Annotated in this window: 18 protein-coding genes; 10 read left to right on the top strand and 8 right to left on the bottom strand. The window is 47.2% G+C overall.

Translation table 11 applies throughout. The annotated features are described in order from the left end of the window. Window positions 1-67: 67 nt before the first annotated feature. From GZ78_RS02640 to GZ78_RS02630, 3 genes are all read left to right on the top strand, one after another. A complete protein-coding gene (locus tag GZ78_RS02640) occupies window positions 68-628 on the top strand; it encodes a hypothetical protein (RefSeq protein WP_152558511.1) in 561 nt (186 codons plus the stop codon). Window positions 629-908: 280 nt separating this feature from the next. Further along, window positions 909-2,138, top strand: a complete 1,230-nt coding sequence (locus GZ78_RS02635; RefSeq protein ID WP_152558510.1) for a serine/threonine protein kinase — start codon at window positions 909-911, stop codon at window positions 2,136-2,138. Further along, complete coding sequence (locus GZ78_RS02630) at window positions 2,131-2,913, top strand: MlaA family lipoprotein (protein WP_051785751.1); 783 nt, start codon at window positions 2,131-2,133, stop codon at window positions 2,911-2,913. Before GZ78_RS02635 ends, GZ78_RS02630 begins: the two co-directional genes overlap by 8 nt. On the opposite strand, the gene yaaA is transcribed toward GZ78_RS02630, so the two are convergent. Both yaaA and GZ78_RS02620 read right to left on the bottom strand, forming a co-directional pair. Then, window positions 2,914-3,687 carry a peroxide stress protein YaaA gene (gene yaaA / locus GZ78_RS02625; RefSeq protein ID WP_034832577.1) on the bottom strand — a complete coding sequence of 258 codons (774 nt, stop codon included), beginning with the start codon at window positions 3,685-3,687 and terminating at the stop codon, window positions 2,914-2,916. 670 nt (window positions 3,688-4,357) lie between these two features. Further along, a complete protein-coding gene (locus GZ78_RS02620) occupies window positions 4,358-5,740 on the bottom strand; it encodes a phosphohexomutase domain-containing protein (protein ID WP_034832575.1) in 1,383 nt (460 codons plus the stop codon). A gap of 483 nt (window positions 5,741-6,223) precedes the next feature. On the opposite strand from GZ78_RS02620, the gene GZ78_RS29290 reads away from it, so the two are divergent. From GZ78_RS29290 to GZ78_RS02600, 5 genes are read left to right on the top strand one after another with little or no spacing between them, the layout of a single operon-like run. Then, entirely contained in the window at window positions 6,224-6,391 is a 168-nt protein-coding gene (locus GZ78_RS29290) for a hypothetical protein (RefSeq protein ID WP_161787288.1), read from the top strand. A gap of 54 nt (window positions 6,392-6,445) precedes the next feature. Beyond that, entirely contained in the window at window positions 6,446-8,080 is a 1,635-nt protein-coding gene (locus GZ78_RS02615) for an IS1634 family transposase (RefSeq protein ID WP_034832573.1), read from the top strand. Between the two features lie 20 nt (window positions 8,081-8,100). Beyond that, complete coding sequence (locus GZ78_RS02610) at window positions 8,101-8,502, top strand: hypothetical protein (protein WP_152558509.1); 402 nt, start codon at window positions 8,101-8,103, stop codon at window positions 8,500-8,502. Window positions 8,503-8,508: 6 nt separating this feature from the next. Next, window positions 8,509-8,922 (top strand): hypothetical protein, encoded by a 414-nt coding sequence (locus tag GZ78_RS02605; RefSeq protein WP_152558508.1) that lies wholly within the window; start codon window positions 8,509-8,511, stop codon window positions 8,920-8,922. Then, window positions 8,915-9,754, top strand: a complete 840-nt coding sequence (locus GZ78_RS02600) for an alpha/beta hydrolase (RefSeq protein ID WP_034832568.1) — start codon at window positions 8,915-8,917, stop codon at window positions 9,752-9,754. The genes GZ78_RS02605 and GZ78_RS02600 overlap by 8 nt, the downstream gene beginning before the upstream one ends. Window positions 9,755-9,909: 155 nt before the next feature. Here GZ78_RS02600 and gdhA read toward each other — a convergent pair whose 3' ends face one another. From gdhA to GZ78_RS02580, 4 genes are all read right to left on the bottom strand, one after another. Further along, window positions 9,910-11,259 (bottom strand): NADP-specific glutamate dehydrogenase, encoded by a 1,350-nt coding sequence (gene gdhA, locus GZ78_RS02595; RefSeq protein ID WP_034832566.1) that lies wholly within the window; start codon window positions 11,257-11,259, stop codon window positions 9,910-9,912. Window positions 11,260-11,606: 347 nt separating this feature from the next. Then, window positions 11,607-13,010, bottom strand: coding sequence for a PhoH family protein (locus tag GZ78_RS02590; protein ID WP_034832564.1), 1,404 nt, complete (start codon window positions 13,008-13,010; stop codon window positions 11,607-11,609). Window positions 13,011-13,301: 291 nt separating this feature from the next. Beyond that, entirely contained in the window at window positions 13,302-14,717 is a 1,416-nt protein-coding gene (gene rhlB / locus GZ78_RS02585) for an ATP-dependent RNA helicase RhlB (protein ID WP_034832562.1), read from the bottom strand. A 273-nt stretch (window positions 14,718-14,990) separates the two neighbouring features. After that, the gene (locus tag GZ78_RS02580; RefSeq protein ID WP_152558507.1) at window positions 14,991-15,308 is read right to left on the bottom strand and encodes a hypothetical protein; all 318 of its coding nucleotides are present in this window, start codon (window positions 15,306-15,308) and stop codon (window positions 14,991-14,993) included. A gap of 236 nt (window positions 15,309-15,544) precedes the next feature. Between GZ78_RS02580 and GZ78_RS02575 the strand changes: the two genes are divergently transcribed. Next, window positions 15,545-17,788 (top strand): hypothetical protein, encoded by a 2,244-nt coding sequence (locus tag GZ78_RS02575; RefSeq protein WP_152558506.1) that lies wholly within the window; start codon window positions 15,545-15,547, stop codon window positions 17,786-17,788. Window positions 17,789-17,832: 44 nt separating this feature from the next. Here the strand turns inward: GZ78_RS02575 and pyrI are convergent, their stop codons facing one another. After that, window positions 17,833-18,288 carry an aspartate carbamoyltransferase regulatory subunit gene (gene pyrI / locus GZ78_RS02570; RefSeq protein ID WP_034834040.1) on the bottom strand — a complete coding sequence of 152 codons (456 nt, stop codon included), beginning with the start codon at window positions 18,286-18,288 and terminating at the stop codon, window positions 17,833-17,835. 13 nt (window positions 18,289-18,301) lie between these two features. After that, complete coding sequence (gene pyrB, locus GZ78_RS02565) at window positions 18,302-19,222, bottom strand: aspartate carbamoyltransferase (RefSeq protein WP_034832553.1); 921 nt, start codon at window positions 19,220-19,222, stop codon at window positions 18,302-18,304. Between the two features lie 23 nt (window positions 19,223-19,245). On the opposite strand from pyrB, the gene GZ78_RS02560 reads away from it, so the two are divergent. After that, window positions 19,246-19,563, top strand: coding sequence for a hypothetical protein (locus GZ78_RS02560; protein WP_034832551.1), 318 nt, complete (start codon window positions 19,246-19,248; stop codon window positions 19,561-19,563). Window positions 19,564-19,579 lie beyond the last annotated feature (16 nt).

Raw genomic sequence — 19,579 nt, 5'->3', positions numbered from 1 at the left:
CTGCCTGAAGATCAGGCAGGCTCTTTTTAGCTATTGCTAAACCCTGAAGTCAATTGTGGGAAATATCTTGAACCATAATAAAACCAAATGTCGTGTTGCTATTGCTGTCTTGATGACCTCTGCCGCTATTCTTGTTTCTGGTTGTGCTTCACATTCAGCCCGCAACAGCGATGAAGTGATGACCCACAAACCTGTTATTGATCAGACTAAAGTCTGTCAGGATCTGGGGCAGATTTTTACAAAAAGTCAGAATGGTTTTACTGACATACGCAAGCAACCTTCGTTCTATAACAAGATCACCCTCTGGCAGACCGATTATCAACCTTTGGACGGTGGTTGCGAAATCTGGCAGTGGTCCAATCGTTACAGCTATGTTTGCAGTCGTGTCTTGCCCGATGAACAGACGGCTACCCACGTATTTGACGAAGCGTCCCGAGTCATTGGTCAATGTCTTCCAAAGAGCTGGAGCCAGCAACAGGTAGCATTACCAGATCAGAAAGGCGAAAAAATTCAGTATGCCATCAACGGGCAGGTCAGGGGATCGTTGGAAAAGGTCAGCACAGGTGGTCTCTTTTCCAAAGCCTGGACAGTCTATCTGTTGATTTCATCCCCAGTAAATACCCAGTAGTAGTGACATGAGTAAAAGAAAGGCATTTTGTCCGGCTGTATTCGTGGTTAATGTTGTGGCGTGGGCAAAATGTTTTTCGAATGCTCAGAGTGGCTATCAGCCCTCAGCTTTAACAGAGCCTCCTCCCATTCAGAGGACGAAAGGTTTCTGTCATCGAGCACCAATATTTTTCTTAAGCCGCCGTCCAGATATTCGAAAACAACTGGTCAGGTGCTTATCTCTGCTTTTTGTCGGTCCTGCTCTTTCGTGGGCCTATGATTTTCCAGTCAGTAATCCATTTTTGGCTACAGTGGCTGGCACACCGCCTGAGCAGCAGGTCAAACTGAATCCAATGAAGGTCCGGGAGGCTATTTTAGGTCTTGCGGACGAAACGGTTGAGAATGCACCCGATATCTTTTGGGATGTGACCAAACCCAGATTCAAGCTCGCCTGGCAGGAGAAGAAGGCTCCATTGATTTTTATTATTGCCGGTACGGGTGGACGCTTTGATACCAGCAAGGTTGAGTTTCTGAAAAGGGTTTATTATCAGGCCGGGTTTCATGTGATTCAGATCTCGTCTCCTACCAGTTACGATTTTGTGGTGTCAGGCTCTAACACTCATCGGCCAGGGCTGACACAGCAGGACTCTGAAGATCTCTATCGTTTGATGAAAGCTTCTGTCGAACGAGCGCAATCATTCAGGAAAGTAGAGATTAATGGCTGGTATCTGACGGGTTATAGTCTTGGAGCGCTCAATGCTGCTTTTGTAGCCCAGCTGGACAGCGAACAGAAAGTGTTTGGCTTTGAGCGAGTTCTGTTATTGAACCCTCCCGTGAGTCTGCAACGGTCAATCGATAATCTTGATCGTCTGTTGATGGCAGATGTACCGGGAGTGGATGATTCAACAACGCTATTTAATCACTTCTTTGACAAGCTGGCGGATTATTTCCGGACTCATAAGAGCATTGATCTGGATGAGTCTATGTTGTTTCAGGTTCAGAAAAGTCCTTACGCATTAAGTCGCGAAGAGTTGGCTCTGCTGATAGGCGTCAGTTTCAGACTGTCAGTGGCATCCATGTATTTCACTTCTGATGCCATGACCTGGGACAGTAACCTGATCCCGAAAGATTTTAAGCTCAAACGCAGCGACAGCCGAACCCCTTATTTTAAAAAAGCCATGCTCTGCAGTTTTCAGTGTTACGTTGATAAAGTGCTGATTCCGTATGTGATTGAGCAGAAACCAGTCCATTCAAGCCAGGAAGGGGCTACTTCAAAACAACGGAGGTTGTTGTTTGAGCAGAACAGTCTGTCTCATCTGGAAGTCTGGTTAAAAAACGCCCGGCATGTGGGGGTGATGCATAATGCCGATGATTTTATCATTGATCAGAAAGGGCTCGATTTTCTGTACGATACGTTTGGCCGGCGGATAAAAATTTATCCATTAGGTGGGCATATGGGCAACCTGCAATACCATGAGAATGTTCGGGATATGCTCGGTTTTATGAAAGGTAAGGGGTTTCCTGATGCCTAGAGCTGGAATCCTGTTCACCCTGATGTTGGTTCTGATGACCTTTAATGTCAATGCAGGTCAACGTATCCCATATTCAAATCCGATGGATACTGTGAAGTTTCATGACAGCGATGATGAACTGCTGGAGGGTTGGCATCACAAGATTGATCGTATGAAGTTTATGGATGTTTACGACCCTCTTGAATCGTTTAATCGTCAGGTTTTTGCCTTTAATCGTCAGCTTGATCGGTATTTTCTTGAACCCGTCGTGCAGCTGTATGAAACGGTAACACCGTCGTTTGTTCGGGTCGGGGTGGCTAATTTTTTCCAGAACCTTAAAGAAGTTTCTACTGTTTTAAACAGTGCGCTGCAGTTTGATGGTGAAAGAACCCTGAAGTCGGCCAGTCGGCTGGTAATCAATTCAACACTGGGGATGCTGGGTTTATTTGATCCTGCCACGAGTATGGGGATTCCGCATAAACGCAATGAATTTGGTTCGACTCTGGCTAAATATGGCGTGGGTGCGGGTCCTTATCTGGTGGTTCCTGTTATTGGACCTTACAGTCTCAGGGATGTCAGTGGTCTGGTGGTTGATTTGAGCGCTGAAGATCACATTGATTTTACCGGGGTGCCATCACAGGTGTTTGCTGAGCCGGAAGTGTTTGCCATTTATGGAATCAACTACCGGTATACTGTCCCCATGAGTTACGACGACTTCAGCTCGCCTTTCAGCTATGACATGATCCGCTTTCTGTACACCAGAAAGCGGAAACTGGAGTTGAGAGTCAATGAGTAGTCAGGCTTCTTTACGAATAAACACCCATTCCTTGTCGTTGGACATCGATTCGTTATAGCTGTAGCCCTCGTAATCAAAACCTTTCAGGTCATCGACTTTTTTCAGATTATTATCAATCGCATAACGACACATCAGGCCTCTGGCTTTTTTGGCGTAAAAGCTGATGATCTTGTATTTATCACCTTTCCAGTCTTTGAATACCGGAGTGATAATCTGTCCTTTTACAAACTTGGGTTTAACGGCCTTAAAATATTCATTAGACGCCAGATTAACCAGAATGTTGTCTTTCTGGGCAGCCATTTCTTCATTCAACTTTTCAGTGATCTGATCACCCCAGAAAGTGTAAAGGTCTTTGCCTGCGTTATTGGCAAACTTTGTGCCCATTTCCAGACGGTAAGCCTGCATCAGGTCGAGAGGTTTAAGTAACCCGTAGAGCCCTGAGAGAATACGCAGGTGATTCTGAGCGTAATCAAACTGCTTGGCATTCATTGTTTCAGCATCAAGTCCCGTATAAACATCGCCTTTAAAAGCCAGAACCGCTTGTTTGGCATTGTCCTGAGTAAAAGGCTGCTGCCAGGCTTCATAGCGGGCTGCGTTGAGCTGTGCCAGTTTGTCGCTAATACTCATCAGACTGCCAATATCAGCAGGATTGAGTTGACGCAATTGATCGATCAGATCCTGAGACTGATCCAGGAATTCAGGTTGACTGAACTTTTTGGTCACCGGAGCGGTGTCATAGTCCAGAGTCTTGGCAGGTGACACGACAAAAAGCATATGAGTTTCCTTCCTTTCGAATTCCGGTTTATAAGCTGTGTTATCCAGTCTGGGAGCTTGTCGGACAGGCTCCTGGCCGCACTTTCTGGGTTTCAGGCCGAAGTGGCTTTGAAAATACGGCTTAGCACTATGGAACACATAGTAGTAGAGGGCGCGGGGCTTTTGTAGTGTATTCTCGCTATTGGCCTGATAGCCATCGTCTTTAAAGAGGTTATAAAGAGGTTATGTTGTTGTCTGGTTTACTCTTCCAGTCACATACTGACCGCAAGCTTATGGGGTTATACCCATCGCCTTTCAAGATGCTACGTTGTTGCCAGCGTTCGCTCACCCTGATCACCTACTACTTGTAGGCTCACAGGGCTTCGCTCACTTGTCGCCTGGTAGCATCTTGAAATCCAATGGGTATAGCTCTAAAACCGAGCCTCGGATATTTTTCCAGAGCCCAGATACCGATTCAGGCATGGATTTTTTAGGTGACTCCGCGGCTGGCGCTGCCATCATAGGCAGTGAGGTGGCCAGGCAGAGCGCAGCCACACAGCGTTGAAACTTTGAAGAGGTTTCATTCGCTTGATTCCAGAAATCTTGATGTATCAAGGAATGTAGCCAAGGTGTCAGATTTTGCCATTCCAGGACGGCTCGCAGAGTCTGCCTGAATCCTGTTCGCCAAAGATTACTGAGAACGTATCAGTGCCAGAAGTTCAGTGGTTTTTTCTTCCATTAGTGGCTTATCACCCCGACTTTCTACATTCAGTCTGATCACGGGTTCGGTATTGGACATTCTGAGGTTAAAACGCCAGTCTCCCATATCAACGGAGATACCGTCGGTGCGATCAATCTCGACTGCATTCTTTTCATAGATTGCCAGAATGGCTTCGATTGCTTTCGCAGGGTTTTCCAGCTTGCTGTTTATTTCCCCTGAGGAAGGGAATTTCTCAATCCGTTCGGCTACCATCGAGGAGAGCGTCTGGTTCTTTTGAGACAATAGTTCTGCAACCAGCAGCCAGGGAATCATGCCAGAGTCACAGTAAGCAAAGTCCCGGAAGTAATGGTGAGCACTCATTTCTCCCCCATAAACCGCATCTTCGTTACGCATTCTTTCTTTTATAAAAGCGTGACCGGTTTTGCACAGTACTGGCTCACCTCCCGCACTCTGAACCTGGTCGATGGTATTCCAGGTGAGTCGGGGGTCATGGATAATTTTGGCACCGGGCGTATGACTCAAGAAGGCTTCACCCAGCAGGCCGACAATGTAATAGCCCTCAATAAACTGGCCCTGTTCGTCAAACAGAAAACAGCGGTCGAAATCACCGTCCCAGGCTATACCCATGTCTGCCTGGTGTTCCAGAACCGCGTCACTGGTTGCCTGTCGACATTCAGGGAGAAGTGGATTAGGAATGCCATGGGGGAAGTGACCGTCTGGTTCATGGTGGATTTTGATAAATTCGACAGGTATTGAATCTGCCTGGAACCGGGCTTCAATAGCGTCTATAACATGACCCGCTGCGCCATTGCCTGCATTGACCACCAGTCTCATTGGCTTTAGCTGAGTGGGTTTGATATAGCCAAGGATATGTTCAATGTATGCATCAAGCACACTGATGGTTTCATAATTGCCTGACAGATGAGATGTATCATCTAAGTCTGCGGTTATAAAAGTATCCTCAGCTAACTTTTGAATGGCACGTAAACCGGTATCGCCAGAAATCGGTTTGCTGTCTTCCCTTACCAGCTTCATCCCGTTGTAGTCTTTGGGGTTGTGGCTGGCAGTGACCATAATGCCGCCGCCCACTTTCAGATGAGAAGTGGCGAAATAGATCTCTTCAGTGCCGCACAGACCAATATCCAGAACATTGACGCCACCCGATCTAAGACCTTGTGTGAGTGCTGCCTTTAAAGAAGGCGATGAAAGGCGAATGTCTCCACCCACTACAACTGTATCTGTTTTTAAATACTCTGCAGTTGCACGTCCGATTCTCCAGGCGACTTGTTCATTCAACTCGTCCGGCATGCGACCTCGGACATCATAGGATTTGAAACAGTTCAAAGATTTCATTAAAAGCAACCTTTTCAATGGATGCGTTGATAATACCGACTTATCTTCGTGGTCGCTAATTAGTGCCTGTCAGAAAACCTATAAAAAACCCCGGTTAATTCTGGCCATCTCAATCCACCGATCGAGAAACTCACTGGCAGAGCCCTTGTATACCTATTGCGCTGGAATCCTCCCAGTCAACGTCGATGACCCAGCCAGGAAATGAGAACATAGGGCGAAGTGAGGGCGTTGCAGACATGTCTGATCCTTCAGCAAGGTTGATCCGTTCAAATCAATCTTTGTCTGAAGGCTGTTTCTGTTGCAATCCTTCACTTTTCTTCAGCCAGCCTGAGAAAGCCCCGAAATAGAGCCATAGTTCAGGAATACATAAGCACTTCAACAGCTGTCAACTTTATTCTGCTTTTAAAGTTGACAGCTGCCATTCCCCAAATAGACTTTCTTCCATCAGCAATCCATGTAATTCCTCATTGGTAGTATTTGCACATGACCAAGATTGTCAGGCAGGAAGAGCTTATCCGAACAGACTGGACGTTAGGCGAAGTCAAAGATATTTATCATCAACCCTTTAATGATCTGCTGTTCCGGGCACGCACCATTCATCGACAGTTTTTCGATCCTAATCATGTTCCCGACATTCACCACCTAACCTGACATTTTCCTGAAGTCTGCTATTTATCAGATAAGCAAATATCAGGAAACCGTCTTATGCCTCCTGTTCAGTACCGCACTCAGGTCATGGATCACCTCGGCTTAGTCGCAGGAATGTGCAAAGAGCTTGGGATCGTCGAACACATTGACCAGCGTGCCCCAAAGCAGTCCGACGAGTGGAAGGTTTCTCATGGTGAGTGCATTCTCGCCATGATTCTCAATGGCTTGGGGTTCGTTGGGCAATCTCTCCATATGTTTCCGCAGTTTTTCGACAACAAACCCCTCGACAAGCTGATCAGGGAGGGAGTCGAACCTGAGCACTTAAACGACAAAGTGCTCGGAAGAGCACTGGATGAGATGTTCAACCTGGATGTCAGTAAAGTCTATTTCGAGCTGGCTATCAAGGTAGCAAAGCACCTCAAGCTGCCATGCGAGGCGTTAAACCTTGACGGTACAAGCCTACACGTCGATGGTCGTTATAATAGCGACAGCGAGGAGAGCGACGAAGACCTTAATTGCATCAGGATTTGCAAAGGCTACAGCCGTGACCATCGGCCAGACCTGAACCAGGCCATTTTGCTTCTGATGACCGAAAACAAAGCGGGCATTCCCATGTTTATTGCCGCTGCCAGCGGCAATGTGACCGACAAGACGAGTTTTCAGTGGGTCGTATCCCAGCACCTGAAGAGTTTCAAGGCCGCACTGGAAGCCCGTTACTTCGTTGCTGATGCTGCGTTGTATGTAGCAGAAACGCTTCAAAAACTGGATCAACAAGGGCAGTGGTTCATTTCCCGTGTTCCCCTCAATATCGCCGCCGCCAAAGAGCTGGTGCAGAGTGCGCCAACACGCACTATGAAGGCTGTGGAAGGTTTTGAGCATTACGAAGCCATAAAGGTGTCGTCTGATTATGCTGGCGTAGAACAACGCTGGGTTTTATTCCGCAACAAGCAAAGCCGGAAAACTGAACAGAAGACACTGACAAGACGTATGCAGAAAAAATCTCTGGCAGAGTGCAAGAAACTGGAAAAACTGGGCAAAAAAGCGTTCCGGTGCGAGAAGGACGCCCTTGAAGCCTTCAAGCAGTGGCAAAAGCAATCTGAACTCTGTCAGGCTGAGCCACAGATTATTTCAAAGCCCTGTTACAAGACCAAAGGTCGTCCCGCTCACGGGGCAGAGCCGGATCATCTGGAGTACTTCGTGACAGGGTGTTGCTCGGTCACTGTGCAAACCCGACGGGATGCTGAGGCATCGCTGGGTTGCTTTGTTCTCGCTACGAACGACACTGATACAGGCAGACTGACCACCGCAGAACTGCTCAGGACTTACAAATCTCAGCAACAGGTTGAAAGGGGCTTCCGTTTTCTGAAAAGCCCGGACTTTCTGGTGTCGTCTTTGTATCTGAAGAAGCCGGAACGCATTGAGGCTTTATTAATGGTGATGACGCTTTGCCTGATGGTCTATGCTGCTATCCAGCACCGGATTCGTCATGAGCTGAAAAGGCAAAGTCGGACGTTTCCTGACATGAAGAAAAAGCCAGCCCAGAACCCTACAGGCAGGTGGGTTTTCTTCTGTTTTTCGGGTGTCCATGTGTTAACGGTCAACGGGACGGAGAAACATGTAATCGGTCTCTCGGAGAGTATGACGACAATAGTCCTTGTCTTGGGGTCAACGTACCAAGAAATTTATTCCTAATTCGGGGTGGTGAATGTCGGATGAAGGGAATGGTAGCAAATTTCGATGGGATGCAAAAAATCCGTCCTTATTATGTCGATGCGAATATGGCTAAACAACTTAATGTCATATCCTGTTTGATTTCTTTACGAGTCACGCATGATGAAGGAGAACTGTTTGATAAGTTCTGGCAACAGTTGAAACTGAACCCGGGCTCTTTCAATCTTCTGGGCGGAAATTGCTCGTCTCACGCATCGGAAGTTTTTGTTGCGTCAAATATCTTGTCAAAGAGCATTCCTGGTTTGGATACACCCAATAATCTTTTCAAGCAGCTCAGCAAAGAAACGAATAGGGATGTTCAATTTGTTACTGGACATATAGGCGTGCGGAGAACAGCGGATTTGCGTTTCAAACTGCAAGTTTTACCTGTGAGCGAGGTGTAGGGCATTATGCAGCACAGGTTTATTTATATTTTAGTACTTTTATCTATGGTTTTGGGAGGGTGTGCTATGGCAGGTGAAACAGAGTTGCGTTGGGAGTGGCCAGCGGAGAGAGATATTCAGAAAAAACTTATAGTTGAAGTTACTGAAGTTACCTCAAAAAGCGGTCTGTTTGGGCTGAAGAAATCCCCATCTTTAGCTCAAGGTTTTCCTGAACCAGTAGTATTGAAGGGTGTAGTAAAAAATGGCCAGTATGAAACAGTAAAACTAGTGTTGCCAAAGTTTGAGCTGGGTGATGCAAAGTCAGGAGATTTGCTAGCTGTTGGGCTGGTTGAAGATCTGGTCTGCATTTGTGTCAGTCCTGTTCCGATTAACAGTGATCCTGATCAATGGTTACAAAGCTGGAATTGTACTGATGAGTAGTGTCCTCGGACTGATCACTTTAGTGGTGTTTGGGATATATCTATGTGTTTGTCTGTTTTTCTTTATACAACAGAATGGTTTTATTTTCCCAGGTGCAACGAATGATCACCATATACTCAAGGGCGTTGAGCATACATCTATCAATCTTGAGCGTGGAGATGTTGTTCTGAGTGGTTTCAGGCGGCAATTTACTGATAAGTCCAATGGCGTTGTAGTACTTTACTTTGGAGGCAATGCAGAAGACGTTTCCACAATGCTTTACTTATCTAAAGAGTTGGGAGTGTCGGAGTTTTATGCTTTCAACTATCGAGGGTACGGAAGCAGTAATGGTTCTCCTTCAGAAGAAAGCTTGGTTGCAGATGCTTGGGCTCAATATGAGTATCTCATCAAAGAAAAAGAAGTTTCTCCAGAAAGAATTTTGCTGATGGGGCGAAGTCTTGGAAGTGGAGTGGCAGTTCAGCTGACCCAACAAGTTAAGCTCAATAATCAATCACTTTTTGGCGTGGTTCTAGTAACTCCTTACGACAGCCTGCGAGCTGTTGTTAGCCATCATTTTCCATGGTTACCAGTTCGATGGATATTGAAACACCCATTTGAAAGTTTACAGCGAGCTGGTCAGTTAAATACTCCAGCATTATTTCTCATTGCATCATTGGATCAGATTATTCCTCCATCCCATGGACACAAATTGTCTCAAGTCTGGCAAGGTTCATCAGATACGAAGGTTCTTACAGGTTATGACCACAATAATCTGGATGAGTCTCCAAATTTTTATCCTTCTATAAGAGCATTTATCCAAAAGGTTGCTTCTGTAAATAAAGCTATCCCGTAAGGATTTGTCTTGAAATAACTTCCCGATTAAAACATGAACTCCGTTCACCCTGAGCCTGTCGAAGGGTGGTGGCTCTGGGCTTCGACAGGCTCAGCCCGAACGGGGACTGGTCAAATAAGGCAGTTATATTATGGGGTAGCTTGAGTAAAAAATAATTACACGACCCCATAAGCCAGCATGGCATCAGCCACTTTCTTGAAACCGGCTATGTTGGCTCCCCTAACATAGTCGATGGTTTCACCTTCACCTCGACCGTACTTGATGCACTGGCTGTGTATTTTCTGCATGATTGTTTTCAGGCGATCTTCAAGTTCTTCCATCGACCAGGACAACCTCATACTGTTTTGAGTCATTTCCAGACCAGAAACAGCAACGCCTCCGGCATTTGCGGCTTTGGCTGGAGCAAATAAAATATTGTTCTTCTTGAAGAGGTGAACGGCTTCCAGAGTGGAGGGCATGTTGGCACCTTCGGCCACCGCGATACAGCCATTTTTGATGAGCTGTTGAGCGTCGGATTTCTCCAGCTCATTTTGTGTCGCACAAGCAAAGGCAATCTGACAAGGAATGCCCCAGACTTTTGTATCTGGTAAAAACTCACATTGAAAATGTTCAGCAAATTCCTGAATTCTGCCCCGACGGTTTTCTTTCAGGTCGATCAACCAGTCCAGTTGTTCCCGGCTGATGCCGTCAGGTATATGAATTGTGCCAGACGAGTCAGACATGGCGAGTACATGGCCGCCCAGTTGCATGACTTTTTCTGCTGTATAAAGCGCGACATTACCGGAACCTGAAATAACACACTTTTTTCCTTCCAGAGAGCTGCCATGTTCTTTCAGTATCTCTTCCATGAAGTAGGTGGTGCCAAAGCCAGTGGCTTCCTTGCGGATAAGACTGCCACCGTATTCCAGCCCTTTACCCGTCAGAACCCCCTGGAATTGATTCTCCAGCCGTTTGTATTGTCCAAATAAATAGCTGATTTCACGGCCTCCGACGCCAATGTCGCCGGCGGGAATATCGGTGTACACACCAATATGTTTGTGTAGTTCGGACATGAAGGACTGGCAGAAACGCATGACTTCCCGATCACTTTTCCCCTTAGGGTTAAAGTCGGAGCCGCCTTTTGCTGCGCCCAGTGGCAGAGTGGTCAGGCTGTTTTTGAAGGTTTGTTCAAAGCCCAGAAATTTTAATGTGTCCAGAGTGAGGTGGCTGGTAAAGCGAAGTCCACCTTTATAGGGACCAATAGCATTGTTGAATTGAACTCTGTATCCACGATTGACTCTTATGTGCCCTTCGTCGTCTTCCCAGCAAACTCTGAAACTGATAATTCGGTCTGGCTCCGTCATCCTTTCCAGGATACGGGCATCAATATATTCCGGGTGGTGATTGATATAGGGAATAACACTCTGTGCCACCTCATAAACTGCCTGATAGAACTCAGGTTCGTGTGGATTGCGCTTGGCCAGCCCTAGCATGAAATCGTCAAGATTTAGTTTATTAGAAAACATGGTGCCTGCTCCTTATCGTTGAGTAACGCCGGGAAGCGGATATACCCATCGCCTTTCAAGATGCTACGTTGTTGCCAGCGTTCGCTCACCCTGATCACCTACTACTTGTAGGCTCACAGGGCTTCGCTCACTTGTCGCCTGGTAGCATCTTGAAATCCAATGGGTATAGTTACTCTACTGTATTCCAGTGAGATACCTGCTGAGTTGATGCAGGTCGATAGAACTCAGGATAGGGGGTGTTGCGCAGGAAAGTTAATGATTAATTTCTGTTGCCTGTATTTTATTTTACTATAGGCATTAGATAGCCAGACTAAAAAGTCTGGCTATCCCTCAACGGACAATGAAAGTTAAAGGTTTTCTTCAGCGTAAGCGGCCAGTGGTGAGCGTGGGACTCCCTGTAGTTGTATGGCTCCACCGTGTGGGAAATTCTTGAACCGCTCGGTCATATAAGTCAGACCTGAACTGGTGGGTGCCAGGTAAGGCGTGTCAATCTGGGCCAGGTTGCCCAAACAGATCACCTTACTGCCGGAACCCGCACGGGTGATTATTGTTTTTATCTGGTGTGGCGTCAGGTTCTGACACTCATCAATAATGATCAGACTCTGCTGAAAGCTTCGGCCCCGGATATAGTTCAGGGATTTGAAGTGGAGGGGAACCTGCTTGAGGATGTAGTCCACACTGCTGTTGGTGGATTCATCGTCACAATGCAGAGCTTCGAGGTTATCGGTAATGGCGCCCAGCCAAGGCTCCATTTTCTCCGCTTCCGTACCAGGTAAATAACCAATGTCTTCATCCAGCCCCCGGGTTGAGCGGGTAGCAATGATTCGACGGAATTGCTTGGTGGCTACCGTCATCTCAATAGCTGCAGCCAGAGCGAGAATCGTTTTACCTGAACCCGCAGCACCGGTCAGATTGACCAGATGAATATCAGGATCCAGCAGAAGATTCAAAGCCATGGCTTGATAGATATCAAGAGGCTGAAGACCCCAGGCTTCCTGGCTCATTAATGATTCACGACAGTAATGCTGTAACTGAACTTCATCCTGAGTGATAGCATTGACTCTGGCTACAAACCCGGTGTCGTCCAGAAAGAACTGGTTCAGATAGATATCATCGCCGAGTTCTTCTTTCAGCAATCTATGGAAGGTAACACCTTCCAGTTGTTCTGTCTGAACCTGAGAAACTCTATCCCAGAAGTTGCCTTCAAACAGTCGGTAACCTTTATTGAGTAGACCAATATCGGAAACCAGCTGGTCGCTGTGGTAATCCTCCGTTGGAATTCCGCATCCTCTGGCTTTGAGGCGCATATTGATATCTTTGGTGACCAGGATAACCGGTGCACCCGGATGAGTTTCCTGGAAATGGCAGATATCGTTAATGATACGGTTATCGTTATTGCTGGTGGGCAGAGTGGTGATATTTTCAACGTGATGAGAGCTCAGGATTGAGAGAGTACCCTGAGGCTCTGACTTATTACCACGTCTGATAGGAACGCCTGCTTCGATCTCTGCGGGTGAGGCAGTGCCCAGTATTTGATCAATCAGTCTGATGGCCTGTCGGCAGTCAGCAGCAATGGTTTGCTTTCCGTTCTTAAGCTTGTCCAGTTCCTCCAGAACGGTCATGGGGATGAGCACCTGGTGCTCTTCAAAATTGAGGATCGAGTTGGGGTCGTGTATCAGAACATTACTGTCGAGTATGTAGGTTGTAGTTTGTGTTGAGATGATCGGCCTGGCTTCCAAGGCATTTCCCATAGGCGTCTTCCTCGTCCGTTTTTTTGGATCTCTCATATTTGATTTTTATCGAAAAGAGGCCAGTCAGCAAGTTTAAATTGCTAACAGAAATAAAAAATTCAAAATACCGAATTAGTTATTTTAATAAGGACGGAATAATTCTAAACTTAGAGGATTACATTTCTATTTCTGCTAAAAAAAGAACTTAAAAGGTTCTAATTTTTTCTTTTATATAACTTTTTTATTAAATCTCAAGCCGTCGTCGACAGCGAATCTTCATACAAAAATTCGCTGTCGAGAGGGAAGGTCTGGTTACTTCAGCAGTTCTTCAGGTGGGTATTCCAGATTGAGTTTGGCACCCAGCATTTCTTCCAGATCAGGGATCAGGAATGAGTCTTCTTCACAGGCGAAACTGATACTGGTGCCCGTGGCGCCTGCTCGTCCTGTCCGGCCAATGCGGTGAACATAATCTTCCGGATCTTCTGGCAGGTTGTAGTTAATCACGTGGCTGATCCCTTCAATATGAATACCACGTCCGGCTACATCCGTGGCGACCAGAACCGTCAGCCTGCCATTCTTGAAGTTATCCAGAGTCTTGAGGCGTTTCTTCTGTGGAACTTCACCAGAAATCTGATCGGCCTTAAGTCCTTTCTTTTGCAGCTTTTCAGTCAATCGACGGGTTTCGTCTCTGCGGTTGGTGAATACGATAACCCGTTCAAGGTTGTTCTGATTGATCAGGTTGATCAAAAGAGGGACTTTCTGCTCATTGGTAACAATATAAACCTTCTGATCAACTGTCTCTGTTGCGACACTATCAGGCTCAATTTCAACTTTGACAGGTTTCCAGGTCCATTGCTCACCCAACCTCAAAACCTCTTCGGTGAAGGTGGCGGAGAACAAAAGGGTTTGACGATCGCCAGGACGAGGTGTCATGCGAATAATGCGACGAACCTGTGGAATAAAGCCCATATCCAGCATGCGATCCGCTTCATCTATGATCAGTGTTTCTATTAGATCGAGATGAAGGTCTTTACGTTCGCAGTAATCCAGCAGTCTGCCAGGTGTGGCCACAAGAATGTCGACAAAGCCACTGCTCATGCGACTTCGCTGTTTGTCGTAGTCCATGCCGCCGACAACTGTCAGTACATTCAGCGGCAGATGTTTAGTCAGACCTTCAGCGTCCTGACCAATTTGTAGAGCCAGCTCCCGGGTGGGGGCAATGATGACGGCACGAGGCTCCCCAAGGTAGCGTTGATCCGGCGGAGGGATATCAATCAGCTGTTTGATCGTACTGACCAGAAAAGCAGCTGTTTTACCGGTGCCGGTTTGGGCTTTACCAATGGCATCTCGTCCAGCCAGCGTACTACCCAGTACTTCGGCTTGAATCGGTGTGCAGTATTTGAATCCAAGTTCCTGAATAGCTCTCATCAGTGGGTCAGGCAGCTCGAAGTCATGAAAGCGGGTTTTACCCTGCTCTGGTTCTACCTGGAACTGGCTGATATCCCAGGAGGGCTCAGGCTTTTTATGGGTAGAGCGATGAGAGCTGCGGGGGTGGTTTCGGCGAGCTGTGTTCTGGGATTTGGGGTTTTTGGAGTTGCCTCTGGAGGATTGGGTGTTTTTCTTCCCCCCCTGAGACTTGCGGGAAGAGCTTTCAGGCGTCGGGGAGGACTTTTGTCCACCTGCTGAAGGCTCTTTTTTCTTTCTGAACAGACCTAGTAATCCACTCAATGCTTTAATCTCGTTCCAATACGGTATCGGTATCCCGGTCTCCAACGATTGGCTGACTTGTCCTGAGAGTATCTCGGAACCGGGGATGTAGTCTGCTGATGACCGGTATCTCCGCCCTTACAGTAAAAATTGGGCAAACAGAAAGAGAGGTTGGCCTTCAGGAACCAGCCTGTTCCCGGTCAGGCTCCTGTTCAGCAGTAATGCGCCGCAGGAAACCGGATTCACAAGGCTGCGGCATATCACGAGGATTCTAAGGTATCTGGCGGTTGATTGCTAAACTGATTGCTCATCCGTGTCGCTATCAGACTGGTTTTCCTGCGCTTCACTCTTTCTCTTGCGCATATAGAGGTTGTCGAGCTTGTCTTTTTTACTGACCTTTCTTTGTTTTCTACGCAGTTTTGATTTGTACAGCATCAGCATTAATGGCTGATCTGGCATAGGTCTGAGGAGGCGATTTTTGAAGAAAGTGAAGAAAAAACTCGCTTCTTCAGCAAACTTCTGGTTTCTGGCGGCCAGCGTATCCGGCTCCGGGCTCTTTTCGGGTCCCTGAGTCATCAGGCTCATAATGCATTGCGCTGGTGCTAATTCCATCGGCAACCTCACTGATCAGATGCTGTGGACTCTGTTAGTCATGAAAATCCGGTAAGTGTGGTCAAATGGTCTCTTTTTCATGAGAAACAGTTCTAAATATACTAAAAATCACGTAATGCAGCCATTAGACATAGGTCACAGGGAGATGGTTCCTTATGAGCTGTCAGTGATGGCCGAACACATGATAATCAGGTGCCCATCTGGGTGGACCAGGTTTATCGCAACAGGTAAAAACAGTGTTTAAGAATGCATGGATGCTACTGCTGGCAGGCTTATTTACTTTGGAGGCTCTGGCGGGTCGATTCTATCCATCGGCAGGGGTTGCCTGGATTCTGCCGGGTAATCATGAGGCGCCAGAACAGAGTGAGTGGCTGAAACGCTTTCCCACCGGCGAGTCAGTAAAAATTTGGGAGCAGCAGAGGGCTGATCTGGTTTTGGGTGCTGGGGAAGGTGAGAGCAACGGACCTTACTCTCTGGGTTATATGTACAACCAGAAGCTGGAGTTTTCTCCTACCGATTTGGAAATGTATCTCAGGGCTCGCACAGAGAGTCGTCGAGAGTCTTATGAATCACTTTTTTTACATTTCTCAGAAGACACGGACTTGTTGATTGAAGACCCTGCTGATGGCAGTAAAACGCCTTTTGGCAGGATCCCCAGTATTGTCGGCTGGACTGTTCAGCCTGACCATGCAGGATTTCTTATCTATCAAAAGCCCCCTTATGACAAACCGGTATGGAAGCATTCTGCAACCGGTGGGGGGCTTTATGTCTATTTATTTGAGAAGTTTGATCAACTTGAGCTGGATCTGTCTTCCGTCTCAGGCTCCGGGGAGCTGGTTGTAGAATACCCGTCCTCAATGTCGGGTGGACTGGTCAGTGGCTGGAGCCAGATGGTTGTCAAAGATGGCACTGATAACCTGCGTCGAAGTGGTGTTATCAGCTGGACACCCCCTGCCGACTGGAAAAGAGCTGCCACCCATGATGGTTCGGGCAAGACGTACGGTGGAGGTCCTTACTTCGGAAAAAGAATGCTGATTAATGAAGGTCGTTATTATCTGGTTCGTTTACTTTGGAAAGAGGGGACAGGTACACCGCCCAGATTAGCGAATATTCGGGTCAAAGACTGGATGCCAGAGGTGTATAGCGTCCCCGTCAGTTCCATTAACTCGAACTACAAGGCATTCAATCCGAAAGGTCAGCAGGTTTCTGTCAGGCGAATTCCTGGCTGGGATCCAGCCAACGATCTCAATGGCGACGGTTATATTGATGATGTTGAATTTGGTCAGAGAAGCAATGCCTTTGCCAGTGCGCGTTTTGAGTGGGAATCCCGGGTTGTGCCCTTGGGAAAAATGTGGAGTTCACGTTCTTCCTGGATACGGCCTAACTTGCAAAACCCACTCCTGGCCGATTTGTTGGGAGATTATTACAAACAAAGTTGGGGAGAGCTGAAGCTTAACGGTGCATACAACGATGATCTTTTCAGGTTGTTGAATAATGAGTTTTTCCCTCATTCAGGAGGCCGTTTGAGAGAGATGCCTCATACGGTGAACTCTCCTCAGGCTCAGGCTCTTTATCAAGAGTCTTTCATCAAGACACTGGAAACCATCAGGATTAACTCGGGCAGTTTTATTGGTGCGAATATTTCGATGGTGAACCTCTGGTCTGCAGAGGGTGCCAGTGCTTTTATTCCTTCATTCAGTATATTTTTACGAGAAGGTTTGATTCGACCAAGCCTGGGGTTCAGTGGCTGGTTTGGGCTCAGTAAGGCCTGGGACACATTTGCCCTTTCCAGACAAGACCGTTGGTCCATTCTGGCCGCCATGATCAATGAAGGTGGCAGGGTTCACAGGCTGGGGAATACCCGTGAGAACTGGGAGAAAGATATAGAATCTTCTCTCGCTCAGTATTACCTGCTGAATGTTCCGGGAAAAACCTACCTGCACGTCTGGAATCGTATATTCAGTTATGGCAGTAAAAATACCCGCTCAACCAATTACTATCAGGCAGGTATTCCGAAAAACATGGCGTACTTGCCTGAAGCCATGCTCTCTGTGGATATAGGAGTCCCTGTCAGCACTCTGCCAGGAAATCGTGAACCTGTCGCCTATATGGCGAAAAATGAAGTGACGGACTATGCCATCGTCGGGTATTCCAACCAGACTCAACTGGTTAGCAACTATTTCCCCGGTGGGCTGTTGGATATTGAGCCATCAAATTTGTTTTATCTGCAAAGGAGTAGCCGGGAGATTGTACCTGGGGGGCCTGCTGAAATGATTCTGGCCAGAGAGTACAGCAAAGGTCTGGTGCTCTACAGAACAGATTTCTTTGGACATAATGCTGAGTTTCAACAGAGTTATTCGTCGGTCGTTCAGCTGCCAGGTCTTTATAGAAGAGTGTATTTTGATGGCCGCTTGGGAGAGCCTGTCAGTTCAATCTCCATGGCCGGCTATGAAGGCGCGGTTCTTTTGAAAGCTCAATGATTAAAGGTTCTGACCCGTTGAATGGGTCAGAACCTTACCTGTCATCAGAGTTCGGAAACGATATCTTTACTGAATGACTTTTCGCAGTAATGACACTTCAGACGTATATCGTCGTTTTGTTCCCTCAGGTAGAAATAACTGCTCACAGGTTCGTTGTGAGTAATGCAGTTTGAGTTCGGGCAGGGAAAAGCCCCTCTCAGTGTTTCAGGCACCGTCATGTTGAACTTGTCGACGACGCTGTATTCGTCGATGACATTAATGGTGGCGCCTTGAGCAAAAAGGGCCAGCTGGTTGGCTTCCTGCTCTGTAAACTTGAGGTCAGTGACTTTGATAATATCCTTACGTCCCTGAGCCTTGCTGGGCAGGTTGAAACCCACCGTGATACTGACATCGGAGTCCAGCAGGTGCAGACGATCCAGGATTTTAACACCCTGACCAGCAGGGATGTGGTCAATGACGGTGCCTTTGCGGATGGCCTCAACCTGAAGCTTGTTAGTCATTGTTGTGTCTTCCTCAGATGCTTTCATTTAAAACCAGAGCCAGTAGAGCCTGACGAGCATAAACCCCATTTTCTGCCTGCTGGAAATAGTAAGCGTGGGGCGTGTTGTCCACTGCCACTTCAATCTCGTCGACTCGGGGCAGAGGGTGAAGAATCTTGAGGTTTTTCCTCGCTTCTTTCAGGCTTTCAACTCCCAGAATATATTTAGAGGCCATGTGTTTATATTCGGTTTCGTCAAAGCGTTCTTTTTGAACCCGGGTCATGTAGATGATGTCAGACTCAGGCACGACCTCTTCTATGCTCTCAGCTTTGCGGTACTCAATGCCTTTTTCATCCAGCTCTTCCAACAGGTAATCGGGCATCGAGAGAGCATCCGGCGCAATAAAGTTGAATTTTGCTCCGAACAAGGACATGGCCTGAACCAGTGAGTGAACCGTTCTGCCGTATTTCAGGTCGCCGACAAAAGTGATGGTCAGGTCATCCAGAGCTCCCTGACATTCCTTGATACTGAACAGATCCAGCAAAGTTTGAGTCGGGTGCTGATTGGCGCCATCGCCCCCGTTGATGATAGGAACGTTGGAGAATTCAGAAGCCAGGCGTGCAGCGCCTTCTTGCGGGTGGCGCATGACAAAAGCATCGGTGTAGGAGCTGATGATTTTAACGGAATCTGCCAGTGTTTCTCCTTTTTTGGCTGACGTGTTGCTGCTATCTGAAAAACCAATCAGGGTGCCCCCCAGTCTTTGAACAGCGGTTTCAAAGGAAAGACGGGTGCGGGTAGAGGCTTCAAAGAAGCAGCTGGCAACCACTTTGCCCTTTAACAGATCAGGCCGTGGCGTTGTTTTAAGCTGAGCAGCAGTGTCCAGAATCAGTTCAAGGTCTGAGCGATTCAGGTCTGCTATGGAAATAATGTCCCTCAGATAGAGCTGGTTTTCCATCAAGAGTTACCTGTTTCTGAGTAATGGTGGAAGATAGGGGGCTGGTGCTCAATAACCATGAGTCGGCAATGGGACTCATCGTAGAATATGAAAATGGTGGCAGAGTCTGGGAAAACTGCACTTCCATTGTCAGTAAAAACACAAGCCAAAAAAAAGCCCCTGATCAAGGGGCTTTTTTTGAAAAACGGATCACTGCTGATGCCAGTTGGCACCCTGATCAGGCGTACATGTCTATCAAAACAGCCAGTCTCAGATGTCATTCGCAAGTGTCCAATGCGGTAGTTGTTATAGCTCGAAACCGCTTTGTGGCTCAACTGATCAAAGCGGTATTCGTTCAATAGTCATTATGCCTAAGTT

The organism is Endozoicomonas numazuensis, assembly GCF_000722635.1.
GTDB lineage: Bacteria > Pseudomonadota > Gammaproteobacteria > Pseudomonadales > Endozoicomonadaceae > Endozoicomonas_A > Endozoicomonas_A numazuensis.
The sequence above is the reverse complement of the archived record's forward strand: the minus strand, read 5'-3'. Positions and strand labels throughout refer to the sequence as shown.